Origin of the sequence: Streptomyces sp. NPDC087215, assembly GCF_044744885.1 — a bacterium.
Lineage (GTDB): Bacteria > Actinomycetota > Actinomycetes > Streptomycetales > Streptomycetaceae > Streptomyces.
The window spans coordinates 1,003,021-1,018,135 of the sequence record NZ_JBIUZD010000002.1 but is presented as its reverse complement, the minus strand read 5'-3'; the positions used below and the strand labels follow the sequence as shown (position 1 = coordinate 1,018,135).

The window sequence follows — 15,115 nt, the reverse complement described above, 5'->3', positions numbered from 1 at the left end:
CCGCTACGAGCCCGCCACCCGGCGCGCGCTCCGGCCCGGGGCGAGGCGTCCCCCACGCGCGCCACCGGGACGGGCCGCCCGCCACGGCGCGCACCCGCCGGAACCAGCCGCGCTCGCCCCGCGCACCGCTGGGACCGACCACCACCCGTGCACCCCACCGGAACCAGTCACCGCCCCGCGCACCACCGGAACCAGCCACCGCCACCCCGCGCACCCCATCTGACGGACCGCCCGGCCACGCGCGCCACCCCGGCCGCACACCCCGCACCGGCCCGGCCGGGCGGAGCAGGCCCCGGCCGCGTACACCGCGCCAGGCCGACCGGCCGCCCCGCGCCCACCGCGCCACGCGCGCCCCGGGGCGAACAGCCGCGCTCCCACCAGGGCGCTGCCACCGTGCGAGCGCCCACCGGACCGGGCGGCCCTCCCGCCCGCGCCGACGGCGGCCGAGCCGAACCCCCCTGCGTGCGCCCCGGGGCCCCCGCTGTACGGTCATGGGGTGTACCGCTTCCTGTTGTCCCGGCAGTGGGTGATCCTCACCCTCATCGCCCTCGTCCTCGTCCCCACGATGATCGAGCTGGGCTTCTGGCAGTTCCACCGGCACGAACGGCGGGTCGCCCAGAACAGCCTGATCGCGGACAGCGTCGCGGCGGAGCCGGTGCCCGTCGAACGGCTCACCTCCCCCGGGCACACCGTCCCCCGCGAGGACTACTGGCGGCCCGTCACCGTCACCGGCACCTTCGACACCGCCCACGAGGTGGTGGTCCGCCGCCGCACCTCCTCCGACGACCGGGTCGGCGTGCACGTCCTCACCCCGCTGGTCCTCCGGGACGGCAAGGTCGTCATGATCAACCGCGGCTGGATCCCGGCCGCCTCCGACCAGTACTCCTTCCCGCCCGTGCCGCCCGCCCCCCGGGGCGAGGTCACGCTCACCGGCCGTCTCAAGGCCGACGAGACCACCGGCGCCAGCGGCATCAAGGACCTCAAGGGCCTGCCCGACCGTCAGGTCATGCTCATCAACAGCCGGCAGCAGGCCGAGCTGATCGGCCGCGAGGTGCTCGGCGGCTATGTCGAGCAGACCGCGCCCGAGCCCGCGGGGAACACCCCCGAGCAGATCCCCGAACCCGACCACGAGTCCATCGGCGCCCATATGGCCTACGCCGTCCAGTGGTGGCTCTTCGCCGCCGGAGTGCCCGTCGGCTGGGTGGTCCTGGTCCGCCGGGAGAAGCGTGACCGGCAGACCTCTGCCGTCTCCGGCCCGGCCGGGACCCCCGAACCGGAGCCCGAGACCGCCGCGGCCGTCCCGTCCCGCTGATTGACCGTCGCCGCTTCCGGGAACAGCCCAGAGCGTGACACAACGTATCGACGACTACGCCCTCGTCGGCGACCTGCAGACCGCCGCGCTCATCGGCCGCGACGGATCGGTCGACTGGCTGTGTCTGCCGCGCTTCGACTCGGCCGCCTGCTTCGCCGCGATCCTCGGTGACGAGGAGAACGGCCACTGGCGGATCGCCCCCAAGGGCGCCACGACCTGCACCGAGCGGCGCTACGCCGAGGACTCCCTGATCCTGGAGACCTACTGGGAGACCCGCACCGGCACCGTCAAGGTCGTCGACTTCATGCCGCAGCGGGACAAGGCCCCGGACCTGATGCGGATCGTGGAAGGCGTCAGCGGCACCGTCGAGATGAGCGCCGTCCTGCGGCTGCGCTTCGACTACGGATCGATCGTGCCGTGGATGCGCCGCTCCGAAGGACACCGGGTCGCCGTCGCGGGACCCGACGCCGTGTGGCTGCGCAGCGATCCCCCCGTGAAGACCTGGGGCCAGCAGTTCTCCACCTGTTCCTCCTTCACCGTGTCCGCCGGGGAGAAGGTCGCCTGGGTCCTCACCTGGCACCCCTCCCACGAGCCGAGGCCCGAGCTCGTCGACCCCCACCAGGCCCTCGAACAGTCCCTCGCGGACTGGCGCGAGTGGTCCGCCCGCTGCACCTACCGGGGCCCGTACCGCGAGGCCGTGATGCGCTCCCTGATCACCCTCAAGGCGCTCACCTACGCCCCGACCGGCGGGATCGTGGCCGCCCCCACCACCTCCCTGCCCGAGGAGATCGGCGGCGTCCGCAACTGGGACTACCGCGCCTGCTGGCTCCGCGACTCCTCCCTCACGCTCGGCGCGCTGCTCGCCGCCGGATACGTCGAGGAGGCCTCCGCCTGGCGGGACTGGCTGCTGCGCTCCGTCGCCGGGGACCCCGCCGACCTCCAGATCATGTACGGGCCCGCCGGGGAGCGCAGACTGCCCGAGACGAGCCTGCCGTGGCTGCGGGGGTACGGCGACTCCGCCCCGGTCAGGACCGGGAACGCGGCCGTCGACCAGTTCCAGCTCGACGTCTACGGCGAGGTCATGGACTCCCTCGACCGCGCCCGGCTGGCGGGCATCCCGGCCGAGCGGCACGCCTGGAACCTCCAGCTGAGCCTGCTCGGCTTCCTGGAGTCGACCTGGCGCGAACCCGACGAGGGCCTGTGGGAGGTGCGCGGGCCGCGCCGCCACTTCACCCACTCCAAGGTGATGGCCTGGGTGGCCGCCGACCGCGCCGTCCGCACCCTGGAGGCCGACCCCTCGCTGCCCGGCGACGCGGGACGGTGGCGGGCCATGCGCGACGAGATCCACGAACAGGTGTGCGCCCGGGGGTACGACCCCGTCCGCAACACCTTCACCCAGTCGTACGGCTCCGCCGAACTCGACGCCGCGACCCTGCTCATCCCCCAGGTCGGCTTCCTGCCGCCGGACGACCCCCGGGTGATCGGGACGGTCGACGCGGTACGGGCCGAGCTGACGCACGGCGGCTTCGTCCGCCGCTACACCCCCTCGGACGCGGTCGACGGGCTGCCGGGCCAGGAGGGCACCTTCCTGGTCTGCTCGTTCTGGCTGGCGGACGCGCTCCGGCTGACCGGCAGGACCGAGGAGGCCCGCGCGCTCTTCGAGCGGCTCGTGGCCCTCCGCAACGACGTGGGCCTCCTCGCCGAGGAGTACGACCCGGTGGCGGGGCGCCAGCTGGGCAACTTCCCGCAGGCGTTCAGCCACATCGGCCTGGTGGGCACCGCGTTCGCACTGGCCCGGGACGATTCCGAACCGGCAGGATAGGCGTCATGGATCTGGGACTGAAGGACCGTGTGTACGTGGTGACCGGGGCGACGCGGGGACTCGGGCGGGCCTCCGCCGAGGCACTGCTCGCCGAGGGCGCCAAGGTGCTGATCACCGGGCGCGAGGAGAAGACCGTCGCCGAGGCGGTGGCGGAGCTCGGCCCGGACGCGGCGGGCGTCGCCGCCGACAACACCGACCCGGCGACCCCCGCCCGGCTGATCGCCGAGGCCCGGTCCCGGTTCGGCGGCTTCGACGGCGTCCTGATCAGCGTCGGCGGCCCGGCCCCCGGCTTCGCCGCGGACAACACCGACGAGCAGTGGACGGCCGCCTTCGACACGGTCTTCCTCGGGGCCGTACGGCTCGCCCGCGCCGCTGCGGAGACCCTCACCGAGGGCGGGGTCATCGGTTTCGTCCTGTCCGCGTCCGTCCACGAGCCGATCCCCGGCCTCACGATCTCCAACGGGCTGCGCCCCGGCCTGGCGGGCTTCGCGAAGTCCCTCGCCAACGATCTGGGCCCGCGCGGGGTGCGGGTCGTCGGACTGCTGCCCCACCGGATCGACACCGACCGGGTGCGCTCCCTCGACGCGCTCTCCGGCGACGCGGACGCGGCCCGCGCCGCCAACCAGGCCGGGATCCCGCTGCGCCGCTACGGCACCCCCGAGGAGTTCGGCAGGACCGCCGCCTTCCTCCTCTCCCCCGCCGCCTCCTACCTCACGGGCGTGATGCTCCCGGTGGACGGCGGGGCGCGGGGCGGCTTCTGAGCCGCCGTCGGACGGCCCTCGGCTGCTTCCGGGCCGGTAGGCGGGCCTGAGGCTCCTTCCGGGGCGTCACCGGCCCGCCGTCGGGACCGGCCCGGGGGCCCGGTCCCGCCGTCAGGTCACCCGGCGGGCCCGGTGCTTCACGGCCCGCAGCCGCGCCTCGGTGGGCAGTGCGGGCAGCCCCGTGGACGTACGGGCGTGGGCGAGGGCCTCGGAGCTGAGGGCGGTCAGGGCGTCGCCCGGGGCCGCGTACGGCTCCAGACGGAGCGCCACCCGGGTGCGGGGCGCGGCCCGGCGGCCGGTGAGGGCGACCTTGGCCCGCGCCACCCCCTCCTGGGCCGTGGCGTCCGCCTCCATGACGCCCTCCAGGGCCCGGCCGCGCACCAGGGCCGCCTCTCCGTCGCCGGTGTCGACGAGGACCTCGGCGAGCCGGGCCCGCCGGAACTGGGCGACCAGCCACCACAGGGCGAGCAGGACGACGATCCCGAGGGCCGCGATGACCACCGGCCACCACCAGCCCTCGTCCCGCCACCGCTGCCGGTCGGCGGTGGAGAGCAGCACGTCGGAGCGGCCCGACCAGGGCCACCAGGACGGCAGGGAGGAACCGAGGGCGGCGGCGAGGACGGCCCCGCCGCCGACGAGGAGCAGCAGCCCGGCGAGGGCGAGCAGGACGCGGTTGACGCGCCGGAGGACGACCGTCACCGGGTCACCCCTTCCTGGGCGGGCGGGCCACCCGTACCGTCAGCGCGGGCGTACGGGCGAGGCCCAGTTCACCGACGCCGGTGGTGAGGACCCGTTCCAGGTCGGCGCGGACCTCGTCCAACGGGCGGAAGTGCGAGAGCGCGCGGACCGAGACCTTGGCGCGGCCCGCGCGGACCCGTACGGACTGCACTCCGGAGACCTCCATGGCCCGGTCCCGCAGGGTCAGGGCCGCCGCCTCCCGGTCGAGTCCGGCACGGACGTCGGCGTGTTCGTGGCGCATCGGGAGGACGGCACGGAGCCCGGGGGTGAGCGCGAGGACGAGCAGCCAGAGGCCGAGGGCGCACGCGAGGGCGGCTCCGAGGACGACCCAGGTGTCGTCGAGCGGCCGGGTGGCCAGTCCGTCGGCGAGTTCACGCCGCCAGGCCATGGCCCGGCGGTCGGCGCGGACGGCGGCCACGTCGTACAGGAGAAGCCCGGCCCCGCCGAGGACGACGGCCGCGAGGAGCGCGGCGGGGACCCGCCGCACGGCCCAGAAGCGCCGGACGCGGCGGGCGGGCTCCCCGGCGAGCACGGGCACGGGCCCGCCCGCGCCACCAGACCCACCGGGCCCACCAGACCCACCGGGCCCATCGGGCCCATCGCGCCCATCGGGGCCTGAGCCGGGACTCCCGGAGCCGGGAACGCCCGGACCGGGGCCCGCCGGGTGCGGACCGTCCGGCACGGGGGTACGGCCCCGGCCGGGAGCACCCGGGGCACCGGCGGAACCGGGGGTGCCCGGGGTGCCCGGGGTGCCGGAACCACCGGAAGCGCCGGGGCCGCCGGAGCCCTCCCGAGGCGTTCCGGAGCGTTCCGGGGGCGTCGTCATGAGATGCGGTCCCGTCGGCCGGTCTGCCGGGTGAGCGGGGAGTGGAGCCGTTCCACCTGGACGGTGACCTCGTGGACGTCCATGCCCACGAGTTCCTCCACCCGGGTGCGGACCCGGCTCCGCACGGCCCCGCACCGGCGCCCGACGTCGGTCGGGTAGTCCAGTTCGAGGCTGACCGCGACCTTCGCGGCGTCCCGGTGGACGACGACCGAGGCGTGCGGCTCCGAGGCTCCCTCGGGGACGGGCCCCGCGGCCTCCCGGGCCGCCTGGGCCGCGATCTTCGCGACGACCCGGTCGGCGATCCGGGTGGCCCCCCGGTCACGGACCGGGCCCGGGGCGAGGTCGGCTGTCACCCCGCGCTCACCGCCGCCGTTCGCCGCGTTCGCGGCTCCGGAACAGATCGCCTGGTTCGAGGTCGCCGTCGAGGAAGCGGCCGGCCACGAAGCCGATCGCCCCCAAGGCGGCGACCAGTACGAACGCCCCGAAGCCGCCGAAGTATCCGGCGAATCCGAGAGCCATGCCGGCCAGCAGGCCGACCACCGACATGCTCATTCCTGACCCCTTTCTGAGTCTTCCTGAGCCCCCGTGCGTACCCGTCGGGCTACTGGAGCCGCTGTTCGGGCTCCTCGTCCTCCTCGTCGGGCAGCTTCACGTCGCTGACCGCGATGTTGACCTCGACGACTTCGAGGCCGGTCATCCGCTCGACGGCGGCGATGACGTTCTCGCGGACGTCGCCCGCCACATCGGCGATGGAGACGCCGTAGTCGACGACGATCTCCAGGTCGAGCGCGGTCTGCACCTCGCCGACCTCGGCCTTCACCCCTCGGGTGGCGTTCGCCTTGGCGCCGCCTCCGCCGGGGACCCGGTCGCGCACGGCGCCGAAGGTGCGGGAGAGCCCGCTGCCCATCGCGTGGACGCCGACGACGTCCCGGGCGGCGAGGCCGGCGATCTTCTCGACGACGCCGTCGGCGATCGTCGTACGGCCCCGGGACGCGGCCGTGCCGCCGCCCCGCTTGGTGACCGAGGTGCGGCGCTGTTCGCCGCCGGTGGAGCCACTGGACTGTGTGGTGTCCGTCATTGCCTTTCGCCCCTTCTGGGATATTTCGGGGTTCTTTGCCCACACTAAGGGCGCTTACCCGGTCCCGCCCCGGGAATACGGCAGGCTGGGGCAATGACGACGGCTGAGGGTTGGACAGCGGCGGTCCGCGACCGCCTGGCCCCGGGCAGGCTGCTGCCGCTCGGAACGGCGGCGGACGGCGCCCTGATCACCGAACGGGCGGCGCGCTCGGTACTGGACGGCGCCGGGGCGGCCGTTCGGGGGGTGGTGCCCGGAGAACTGCGGATCGGCCCGGCACCGGAGGGCGAGGACCCGGAGGGGCTGCGGATCGCGGCCTCGTTCGGGGCGGTGGCCGGACGGCCGCTGCCCGAGCTGGCCGGGGAGCTGCGGGCGGCCCTCCTGGCGGCGGCCGTGGACGGGCTCGGGCTCGTGGTGGCGGCCGTGGACCTGCGGGTGACGGAGCTGCTCGACGCGCCGCCCCCGGCGCCGGAGCCCGCCGCCCCGCGGCCCGGCCCGACCTCCCCGGCGACGGACGACCCGGTGGCGCTCGCGGCCCTCGGGGTGCCGGGGGTCGCGGGGATCACGGACACCCTGGGCCCGCCGGTGCGGCGGGACGCGTCCGGGGTGCGGATCGAGGTCGCGGTGACGGCGGGCGGCCACCCGCTGGACGTGGCCCGCGCCGTCCGCGCCTCCGCGGCGAAGGCGTCCCCGGAGGACACCGAGGTCACGGTGGTGGTGTCGGGCTTCCGTTAGGAAGCACCGGCCACCGGGAAACAGGAAGCACCGCCACCGGGAAGCACCGCCGGAAGGATCACCGCACAGGGATCACGGCACAAGGATCACGGCATACGGTTCCGGGGGCACGGCACACCCCCGGAAGGCCCACCGCGGCACCCCCGCCCCGGCTTCCGACCCGCACCGCCTCCCACCCGGGAGGCGGTAGCGGCGCCGGGTGCCGCAGCCGGTCCGGGGCACGAGGGCGCAGCCGGTGGTGTCAGTCGCCGAGACCCGCGAGATCGCGCAGGCGGCGGGCCTGGGCGGCGCGCTCGGCGGCGCGCTGCTCCTCGTACGAGCGGCCCTGGACGCCCCGCAGGAGCGCCTTGGTCTCGGTGACCGCGTCGCGGGGTGCCGCGAGCAGGGCGGCGGTGAGGTCCCGTACCGCCGCGTCGAGGTCCTCGGCGGGCACGGAGAGGTTGGCGAGGCCGATGCGCTCGGCCTCCTCGGCGTGCACGAAGCGGCCGGTGGCGCAGATCTCCAGCGCGCGGGCGTACCCCACGAGCGAGACGAGCGGGTGCGTCCCGGTCAGGTCCGGGACGAGACCCAGGCTGGTCTCGCGCATGGCGAACCGCACGTCCTCGGCGACGACCCGCAGGTCGCAGGCGAGGGCGAGCTGGAAGCCCGCGCCGATGGCGTGCCCCTGGACCGCCGCGATCGACACGAGGTCGCTGCGGCGCCACCAGGTGAACGCCTCCTGGTACTCGCCGATGACCGCGTCGAGGTCCTCGTCGGAACCGCGTGCGAGGTCGAGGAAGGACGGCTCTCCGTCGAAGCCCTCGGGCGTGAACGCCTGCCGGTCGAGTCCGGCGGAGAAGGACTTGCCCTCACCGCGCAGCACGACGACCCGCACGCTGCCGGGCAACGACCGGCCGGCTTCCGTCAACGCCCGCCACAGAGCGGGAGACTGGGCGTTGCGCTTCGCCGGATGGGTCAGGGTCACCGTGGCAACGGCGTCCTCGACGGTGAGCCGTACACCGTCCTTGTCGATGACGGGTTCAGAGTCGTCGAGCGTGGTCATGGGGCGCCTCCGGTTCCGGTGCAGCACTCTGTCCGATGCTAAGTGACTGCACAGTAACCACCCGGGCCGGTCCGGAGACCGACCGGGTGGCCACCGGGAGACCCGGTGGCCGGTCGAGGCACCCCGGCGTCAGGCCGAGGCCGCCTTCTTGCCCCGGGTCGCTCCGCCGCGTCCACGCAGCGTGACTCCGGATTCGCTGAGCATCCGGTGGACGAATCCGTAGGAGCGGCCGGTTTCCTCGGCCAGCGCCCGGATGCTCGCACCGGAGTCGTACTTCTTCTTCAGGTCTGCCGCGAGCTTGTCGCGCGCGGCGCCGGTCACCCGGCTGCCCTTCTTCAGAGTCTCGGCCACCCGTGCCTCCTCATGGGAAGTGCGCTCTGGACTTCTCATGATCACCCCTCCTGCCCATCCTGGCCACCCATTCGACAAGGTCCGTGCCGCCGGGTTTGTGGACGAGTGCCGCGTCACCACGATCGGAACCCCTGATTCCGATCGTGGGAAAACCTGGCTCTCCCCCCTCGGGTGCGGGAAGTCCCAGGTCAACGGCGCGGCGGAGGAGAGCGGGCGGCGCGGGTCCGCCGGAAGGATTCGGCAGAGCACCGCACCGGGAGGTACGAGACGTCCTCACTCAGATGATGGATCACCCATGGGCCGAATGATCCAGCCGGTCATGATCACTTCCTTCGGCCACGCACCGCGTCCGGGGCGTCACGGGGTGCTCCCGGAGTCGCCACCGGGTGTCGCCCGGCCGTCACGGTGTGCGTCCAGGGGGCTGCCCGCGCCAGTCGGCCCAGGGGCTCCCCGCGTCAGGCGAGGGTCACCAGGTCCGCGTAGTCCGGGCCCCACAGGTCCTCGACGCCGTCCGGGAGCAGGATGATCCGCTCCGGCTCCAGCGCCTCCACCGCGCCCTCGTCGTGGGTGACGAGGACGACGGCGCCCTTGTAGGTGCGCAGGGCCCCGAGGATCTCCTCGCGGCTCGCCGGGTCGAGGTTGTTGGTGGGCTCGTCGAGGAGGAGGACGTTCGCCGAGGAGACGACCAGGGTGGCCAGCGCCAGACGGGTCTTCTCGCCGCCGGAGAGCACCCCGGCGGGCTTGTCGACGTCGTCGCCGGAGAACAGGAAGGAGCCGAGCGTCTTGCGCACGTCGACGAGGTCGAGGTCGGGCGCGGCGGAGCGCATGTTCTCCAGGACGCTGCGCTCGGGGTCGAGCGTCTCGTGCTCCTGGGCGTAGTAGCCGAGCTTGAGGCCGTGACCGGGGGTCACCTCGCCCGTGTCGGGCTTCTCCGCACCGGCGAGCAGCCGCAGCAGCGTGGTCTTGCCCGCGCCGTTGAGGCCGAGGATGACGACGCGGGAGCCCTTGTCGATGGCGAGGTCCACATCGGTGAAGATCTCCAGCGAGCCGTAGGACTTGGAGAGCCCCTCGGCCGTGAGCGGGGTCTTGCCGCAGGGCGCGGGCTCCGGGAAGCGGAGCTTGGCGACCTTGTCGGAGGCGCGGACCGCCTCAAGGCCGGAGAGCAGCCGCTCGGCGCGCTTGGCCATGTTCTGCGCGGCGACGGTCTTGGTCGCCTTGGCGCGCATCTTGTCGGCCTGCGAGTTGAGGGCGGCGGCCTTCTTCTCGGCGTTCTGGCGCTCGCGCTTGCGGCGCTTCTCGTCGGCCTCGCGCTGCTGCTGGTAGAGCTTCCAGCCCATGTTGTAGACGTCGATCGTGGAGCGGTTGGCGTCCAGGTAGAAGACCTTGTTGACCACGGTCTCGACGAGGTCGACGTCGTGGGAGATGACGATGAAGCCGCCCCGGTAGCTCTTCAGGTAGTCGCGCAGCCAGACGATGGAGTCGGCGTCGAGGTGGTTGGTCGGTTCGTCGAGCAGGAGCGTGTCGGCGTCCGAGAAGAGGATGCGGGCCAGCTCGACCCGGCGGCGCTGACCGCCGGAGAGGGTGTGCAGCGGCTGGCCCATGACCCGGTCGGGCAGACCCAGGGCGGCGGCGATGGTGGAGGCCTCGGCCTCGGCCGCGTATCCGCCCTTGGTCAGGAACTCGGTCTCCTGGCGCTCGTACTGCTTCATCGCCTTGTCGCGGGTGCCGCCGGAGCCGGTGGCGATGCGCTCCTCGTTCATCCGCATCTTCTTGATGAGGGTGTCGAGGCCGCGGGCGGAGAGGATGCGGTCGCGGGCCAGCACGTCGAGGTCGCCGGTGCGCGGGTCCTGCGGGAGGTAGCCGACCTCTCCGGAACGGGTGATGGTGCCCCCGGCGGGCACGCCCTGGCCCGCGAGGCACTTGGTGAGGGTGGTCTTGCCCGCTCCGTTGCGACCGACGAGGCCGATGCGGTCGCCCTTGGCGATTCGGAAGGAAGCGGACTCGATGAGGACACGGGCGCCGGCGCGCAGCTCGACGCCGGATGCGGTGATCACGGACAGACTCCAGGACGATGGGAAGGGCGGAAGGAACTGCTGGGGAGGGCTTCGACGCCGCTAACCCACGAGGAGAATGGCCATACGGCCAGTCTAACGGGCGCCTGCAACTGCTTTTCGGCCGCGCGGGCGGCGGGACGGACGACCGCCCTTTCCGCGCCTTACCGCCATTGCCCCCGAAAAGGGGCGATCGGCTGTGGATCATCCGATACTCGGCGCAGGGCGGCGGCCTCTGCCGCGGCTGCGACGCGGAGGAGGGTGGACCGTGCAGTTCGACGACGACGCCGACCTGGACACCTCGGAGGTCAAGGACGTCCGGGGCAGCCGTGTCCCCGGCGGGAGGGCGACCGTCGGCGGCGGCATCGCCGGGGTCGTCGCACTGCTCCTCGGGCTGTTCTTCGGGATCGGGCCCGAGCAGCTCGGGCTCTCCTCCGGCGGCGACGAACCGGCGGCGACCGCGTCCTCCGTCGCCCAGGTCGACCAGAGCTGCAGGAAGGGCTCCGACGCCAACACGCGCGGGGACTGCCGGATCGTCGCCGTCGTCAACAGCGTGCAGGACTACTGGCGGGCCGAGTACGCGCGCCGGGGCGGTACGTACGCGAACGCGCGGACCGTGCTGTTCAGCGGCCGGGTCAGCACCGCGTGCGGCTCCGCGACCTCGGCCGTCGGGCCCTTCTACTGCCCCGGCGACCGGCAGGTCTATCTGGACCTGGGCTTCTTCGACGAGCTGCGCACCACGTTCGGGTCGAGCGGCGGGCCCTTCGCCGAGGCGTACGTGGTGGCGCACGAGTACGGCCACCACATCCAGAACCTGATGGGGACGCTGGGCCGCGCCCAGGACGGGCGGACCGGCGCGAACTCCAACGCCGTCAAGGTCGAGCTCCAGGCCGACTGCTACGCGGGGGTGTGGGCACGGCACGCGACCACCAGCCCCGACGACCGGACGGGACGGCCGCTGCTCACCCGGCTCACCGACGCGGACATCAGGGACGGCCTGGACGCGGCGGCGGCGGTCGGGGACGACCGCGTCCAGGAGCGGTTCCAGGGCCGGGTGACACCGGAGAACTGGACGCACGGCTCGGCGGCGCAGCGTCAGCGGTGGTTCCAGGAGGGCTACCGGACCGGCGACATGGCCCGGTGCGACACGTTCCGCTGACCTGTCGGAGGCGGCTGCGGGAATGAGAGCTGGGTCACACGGGAACGGATCGAGAGGAAGTGATCGGGATGACCGGGGCGCCCCAGGTCTGTCCGACCCTGCTGTACGCGGACGCGAAGGCGGCGATCGCGCAGCTCACGGACGCGTTCGGGTTCACCGCGACGGCGGTGTACGAGGGCGAGGACGGGCGGATCGCGCACGCCGAGCTGTCGTACGGGAACGGGATGGTGATGCTGGGCAGCAAGGGCACCGGAAGCGAGTTCGACCGGCTGATGACCGGTGCGGGCCCGGTCGGCGTCTACGTGCACGTGGACGACGCCGACGCCCATCACGCGCGCGCGGTCGCCCACGGCGCCGAGATCGTGCTGCCGCTCCGGGACCAGGACTACGGCTCCCGGGAGTACGCGGCCCGGGACGCCGAGGGGAACGTCTGGAGCTTCGGGACGTACCTGCCCGGCGCCGCCGAGTAGCGGGGCGCCGGGCGGAGGACGTGACGCGCCGGGCCGGGGCCCGTCACGCTCCCCCGGTGTGGACCTGGAAGGCGGCCCTGCGGACCGCCTTCGCGAGGGCCGGGTCCGGATGGGCTGCGGCGAGGGCGACCAGGACCTGGACCGTACGGGGGTGACCGACGGCGCGGACCTCGTCGAGCAGCGCCGGGACGGTGCCCTGCACGGCGGAGTCGAGGTGCCGGACGAGCAGCGCGCTCTCGCCGTGGTCCGCGACGGCCGCCGCCGTGTCCACCCAGAGCCAGGTGGACTCCTCGCGGGTCAGCACCTCCTGGGCGTCGTCGGCGTCGGCACCCTCGTACTCGGCGAGCCAGAGCAGGGCGTACGGGCGCAGCGACGGCTCGGCGACGGTGGCGCGGACCTCGGCCTCGGCGGGGGCGCCGACGACCCGGAGCGCCTCGAAGGCGAGCCCGCGCAGCAGGGCGTCCTCGCCCCGGGCGACGGTGAGGAGTTCGGTCACCGCGGCGGCGAGGGTGCGGGCGGCGAGCCAGGCGCGGTACTCGGCGCGGGCGGGTCCTGGGGTGAGCCGGGCACAGCCCCTGAGCATGTCCTCGGCGGACTGCTCGATGTTGCCCGCGGGGCTCTGCGCGGCGACGCAGATCTGCTCCAGCTTGACCCAGACCGCCCAGTTGCCGAGCGGGGTGAGGGTGGCGTGGCGCCCCTCGGGGCCGGGGCCCAGGGTGAGCGCGCCGACGGCCGCGAGGCCTTCGAGGGCCCAGTCGAGGAGGGCGGGGAGCCCGTCGGTGCCGGGGGTGTCCTGGGTCTCGTGGGCGGGTTCCGCGGCGGCCGGGACCTCGCAGCGCTCCTCGCGCAGTTCCTCGACGCGCTGGCCGAGGAGGTCGAGGAGGACGGGGACGTCGACCGGGCCCTGGGAGAGCTGGAGCAGCGTGAGGACCTGCGGGAGGGCCTCGACGACCTCGGCGACGGCGCCGGGCGCGACGTCCTCGGGGGACGGGTGCACCAGGGACCAGGCGTCGAGGAGCGCGACCCAGCCGCGCAGCACGGCGGAGTCGTCGCGGTCCCAGGCGTGGAGGCGCCAGCCGGGGCGGGCGGTGCCGCCGTGGAGCTCGACGAGTCCGGCGAGCCGGGCCCGGTCCCAGCCGGCCCGGATCTGGCCGGGTGTCAGGTCCAGTGCGGCGGCGGCCCGTTCCTGGGCGGGGCCGGTGCCGGGGGCCGCGCCCGCGCCGCGCTCGACGGCGGCCCAGCGGGCGATCCGTACGGCGTCGGCGAGGACGTGCCGGGCCTGGCGGGCGAGTTCCGCGCGGGGCGGAGTGCCCTCGGGCGGCCTCGGCGCCGGCCGGGTGCGCCGGGTCGTCACGGCCCGTCGGGCAGTGGCCAGCGCCCGCGGGCGGACGAGTCGGAGTCTGGAGTTGCGCGCCAATGGTTCATCGGGCTTTCGAGACGTCACGGGGGCAGTCTTCCCGCTGACGGCCCGAAAGCCCAATCGGAATCGGCCACCCCGGCGCGGTGGACACGGACGGAGGAGGTCGGGGCCCGTCCCGCTCTCCTCAGAGGAGGGGGGTGAGGAAGCGGCGCAGGCCCTCCTCGTAGCGGACGGGGTCGGCGTTCCACAGGCAGGCGTGCGGGGCGCGCCGGACGGTCTGGAGGGTGACGAGGTCGGGGCGGCGGGCGGCCAGCTCGACGGAGGGTTCCCAGGGGGCGAGGGTGTCGTCGGGGCCGTGCAGCAGGAGGACGGGGACGCGCAGGGCGTCGGGGGCGACGGCGGCTTCGAGGAGGTCGCCGTGCGGGCCGGTCCTGCCCTGGGCGGCGCGGACGGCGAGCGGGATCAGCGGTCCGGGGACGTGCCGGGCGGCGGCGAGGTTGCGCAGGGTGGCCTCCCAGTCGAGGACCGGGGAGTCGAGGACGAGTCCGGCGATCCGGTCGCGGACGCCGGACTCGGCGGCGGCGCGCAGGGCCATCGTGGCGCCGGTCCCCCAGCCGTGCAGGACGACCTTGCCCGCGCCCCGGCGGACGGCGTAGCGGATGGCGGCGTCGACGTCGCGCCATTCGGAGGCGCCGAGGTGGGCGAGGCCGTCGGGGGAGGGGGGCGCGCCCTCGTCGCCCCGGTAGGCGGGGATCAGGACGGGGACCTTGCTCCGGTGGAAGAAGGGGAGGACGTTCAGCGGGTGCTCGCGGGTGGTGCCGAGGCCGTGCAGGGCGATGACCCAGGTGGTGCGGGGGGCGGCGGCCAGCCAGGCGGGCAGGGGTCCGAGTTCGCCGGGGATCTCGGTGTCCTCGTGGGGGATGCCGAGGGCGGAGGTCGGGGTGCCCCGGTGGAGCTGGGGGGTGAGGCGGACGCGGACGCCGGGGGCGACGACGCCGAGCTCGACCCGTTCCAGGCGCCGGACGACGGTGTCGGCGGTGTGCGGGACGCGGTCGAGGACGGGGCCGACGACGGCGTGCAGGCCGTGGCCCTCGATGCCGTAGGTGCCGGGGCGCAGTGAGGCGAGGCCCCGGGTGAGGGTGATCTGTCCGGGACCGGTGGCGTGCACGGTCAGTCGGGGTTCCCCGGGGAGGGGACGTCCGGACGGCGCCTTGAGGGCGGCGTCGCTGGCGTACCGGCCGGCCGCGACCGCGGCCGCGCCGACACCGAGCAGGGTGGTGACGGCCGCTGCCGTCGCTGTAGCCGGGCGCACGTTCCCAGTCTCGGCAGGGTGGCGGCGGGCTGCCACCGGACGGGGCCGGCCGGGGGTGCGGGGAGCGGGTCCGGGGGTCCCCCGGGGGAGTGACATGAGTC

Annotated in this window: 16 protein-coding genes; 6 read left to right on the top strand and 10 right to left on the bottom strand. The window is 74.6% G+C overall.

Going from position 1 to position 15,115, the window contains the following annotated elements:
- Nucleotides 1-496 precede the first annotated feature (496 nt).
- The 3 genes from ACIO92_RS09140 to ACIO92_RS09130 are packed head-to-tail and all read left to right on the top strand — an operon-like array spanning nucleotide 497 to nucleotide 3,895.
- Nucleotides 497-1,312, top strand: a complete 816-nt coding sequence (locus ACIO92_RS09140; RefSeq protein WP_366443099.1) for an SURF1 family protein — start codon at nucleotides 497-499, stop codon at nucleotides 1,310-1,312.
- A 34-nt stretch (nucleotides 1,313-1,346) separates the two neighbouring features.
- The gene (locus ACIO92_RS09135) at nucleotides 1,347-3,134 is read left to right on the top strand and encodes a glycoside hydrolase family 15 protein (RefSeq protein WP_366443098.1); all 1,788 of its coding nucleotides are present in this window, start codon (nucleotides 1,347-1,349) and stop codon (nucleotides 3,132-3,134) included.
- Between the two features lie 5 nt (nucleotides 3,135-3,139).
- Entirely contained in the window at nucleotides 3,140-3,895 is a 756-nt protein-coding gene (locus tag ACIO92_RS09130; protein ID WP_366443097.1) for an SDR family oxidoreductase, read from the top strand.
- Nucleotides 3,896-4,006: 111 nt separating this feature from the next.
- On the opposite strand, the gene amaP is transcribed toward ACIO92_RS09130, so the two are convergent.
- The 5 genes from amaP to ACIO92_RS09105 form a co-directional block, all read right to left on the bottom strand.
- The gene (gene amaP, locus ACIO92_RS09125; protein WP_366443096.1) at nucleotides 4,007-4,594 is read right to left on the bottom strand and encodes an alkaline shock response membrane anchor protein AmaP; all 588 of its coding nucleotides are present in this window, start codon (nucleotides 4,592-4,594) and stop codon (nucleotides 4,007-4,009) included.
- Between the two features lie 4 nt (nucleotides 4,595-4,598).
- Nucleotides 4,599-5,171: a DUF6286 domain-containing protein gene (locus ACIO92_RS09120; protein ID WP_366443095.1), complete on the bottom strand. Its 573-nt coding sequence runs from the start codon at nucleotides 5,169-5,171 to the stop codon at nucleotides 4,599-4,601.
- 284 nt (nucleotides 5,172-5,455) lie between these two features.
- Nucleotides 5,456-5,812 carry an Asp23/Gls24 family envelope stress response protein gene (locus tag ACIO92_RS09115; RefSeq protein ID WP_402058361.1) on the bottom strand — a complete coding sequence of 119 codons (357 nt, stop codon included), beginning with the start codon at nucleotides 5,810-5,812 and terminating at the stop codon, nucleotides 5,456-5,458.
- 7 nt (nucleotides 5,813-5,819) lie between these two features.
- Nucleotides 5,820-6,011 carry a hypothetical protein gene (locus tag ACIO92_RS09110; protein ID WP_366443093.1) on the bottom strand — a complete coding sequence of 64 codons (192 nt, stop codon included), beginning with the start codon at nucleotides 6,009-6,011 and terminating at the stop codon, nucleotides 5,820-5,822.
- Nucleotides 6,012-6,060: 49 nt separating this feature from the next.
- A complete protein-coding gene (locus ACIO92_RS09105; protein ID WP_366443092.1) occupies nucleotides 6,061-6,537 on the bottom strand; it encodes an Asp23/Gls24 family envelope stress response protein in 477 nt (158 codons plus the stop codon).
- Nucleotides 6,538-6,630: 93 nt separating this feature from the next.
- On the opposite strand from ACIO92_RS09105, the gene ACIO92_RS09100 reads away from it, so the two are divergent.
- On the top strand, nucleotides 6,631-7,269 hold the full coding sequence (locus tag ACIO92_RS09100) for a hypothetical protein (RefSeq protein WP_366443091.1): 639 nt from the start codon (nucleotides 6,631-6,633) through the stop codon (nucleotides 7,267-7,269).
- A gap of 241 nt (nucleotides 7,270-7,510) precedes the next feature.
- Here ACIO92_RS09100 and ACIO92_RS09095 read toward each other — a convergent pair whose 3' ends face one another.
- From ACIO92_RS09095 to ACIO92_RS09085, 3 genes are all read right to left on the bottom strand, one after another.
- A complete protein-coding gene (locus ACIO92_RS09095) occupies nucleotides 7,511-8,311 on the bottom strand; it encodes an enoyl-CoA hydratase/isomerase family protein (protein ID WP_366443090.1) in 801 nt (266 codons plus the stop codon).
- Between the two features lie 129 nt (nucleotides 8,312-8,440).
- A complete protein-coding gene (locus ACIO92_RS09090) occupies nucleotides 8,441-8,662 on the bottom strand; it encodes a helix-turn-helix domain-containing protein (protein ID WP_006123601.1) in 222 nt (73 codons plus the stop codon).
- Nucleotides 8,663-9,117: 455 nt separating this feature from the next.
- On the bottom strand, nucleotides 9,118-10,716 hold the full coding sequence (locus ACIO92_RS09085) for an ABC-F family ATP-binding cassette domain-containing protein (RefSeq protein WP_366443089.1): 1,599 nt from the start codon (nucleotides 10,714-10,716) through the stop codon (nucleotides 9,118-9,120).
- 265 nt (nucleotides 10,717-10,981) lie between these two features.
- Between ACIO92_RS09085 and ACIO92_RS09080 the strand changes: the two genes are divergently transcribed.
- On the top strand, nucleotides 10,982-11,872 hold the full coding sequence (locus ACIO92_RS09080; RefSeq protein WP_402279164.1) for a neutral zinc metallopeptidase: 891 nt from the start codon (nucleotides 10,982-10,984) through the stop codon (nucleotides 11,870-11,872).
- Nucleotides 11,873-11,940: 68 nt separating this feature from the next.
- Nucleotides 11,941-12,342, top strand: a complete 402-nt coding sequence (locus ACIO92_RS09075) for a VOC family protein (RefSeq protein WP_366443087.1) — start codon at nucleotides 11,941-11,943, stop codon at nucleotides 12,340-12,342.
- Nucleotides 12,343-12,385: 43 nt separating this feature from the next.
- Here ACIO92_RS09075 and ACIO92_RS09070 read toward each other — a convergent pair whose 3' ends face one another.
- Nucleotides 12,386-13,786, bottom strand: coding sequence for a hypothetical protein (locus tag ACIO92_RS09070; protein ID WP_402279168.1), 1,401 nt, complete (start codon nucleotides 13,784-13,786; stop codon nucleotides 12,386-12,388).
- A 100-nt stretch (nucleotides 13,787-13,886) separates the two neighbouring features.
- Nucleotides 13,887-15,014: a hypothetical protein gene (locus ACIO92_RS09065; protein ID WP_366443085.1), complete on the bottom strand. Its 1,128-nt coding sequence runs from the start codon at nucleotides 15,012-15,014 to the stop codon at nucleotides 13,887-13,889.
- Between the last annotated feature and the right edge of the window lie 101 nt (nucleotides 15,015-15,115).

What these genes read in the sequence shown, in the direction of transcription:
- ACIO92_RS09130 (WP_366443097.1), top strand. Translation starts at nt 3,140, where the DNA reads ATGGATCTGGGACTGAAGGACCGTGTGTACGTGGTGACCGGGGCGACG.
- ACIO92_RS09110 (WP_366443093.1), bottom strand. Translation starts at nt 6,011, where the DNA reads ATGAGCATGTCGGTGGTCGGCCTGCTGGCCGGCATGGCTCTCGGATTC.
- ACIO92_RS09105 (WP_366443092.1), bottom strand. Translation starts at nt 6,537, where the DNA reads ATGACGGACACCACACAGTCCAGTGGCTCCACCGGCGGCGAACAGCGC.
- ACIO92_RS09100 (WP_366443091.1), top strand. Translation starts at nt 6,631, where the DNA reads ATGACGACGGCTGAGGGTTGGACAGCGGCGGTCCGCGACCGCCTGGCC.
- ACIO92_RS09095 (WP_366443090.1), bottom strand. Translation starts at nt 8,311, where the DNA reads ATGACCACGCTCGACGACTCTGAACCCGTCATCGACAAGGACGGTGTA.
- ACIO92_RS09075 (WP_366443087.1), top strand. Translation starts at nt 11,941, where the DNA reads ATGACCGGGGCGCCCCAGGTCTGTCCGACCCTGCTGTACGCGGACGCG.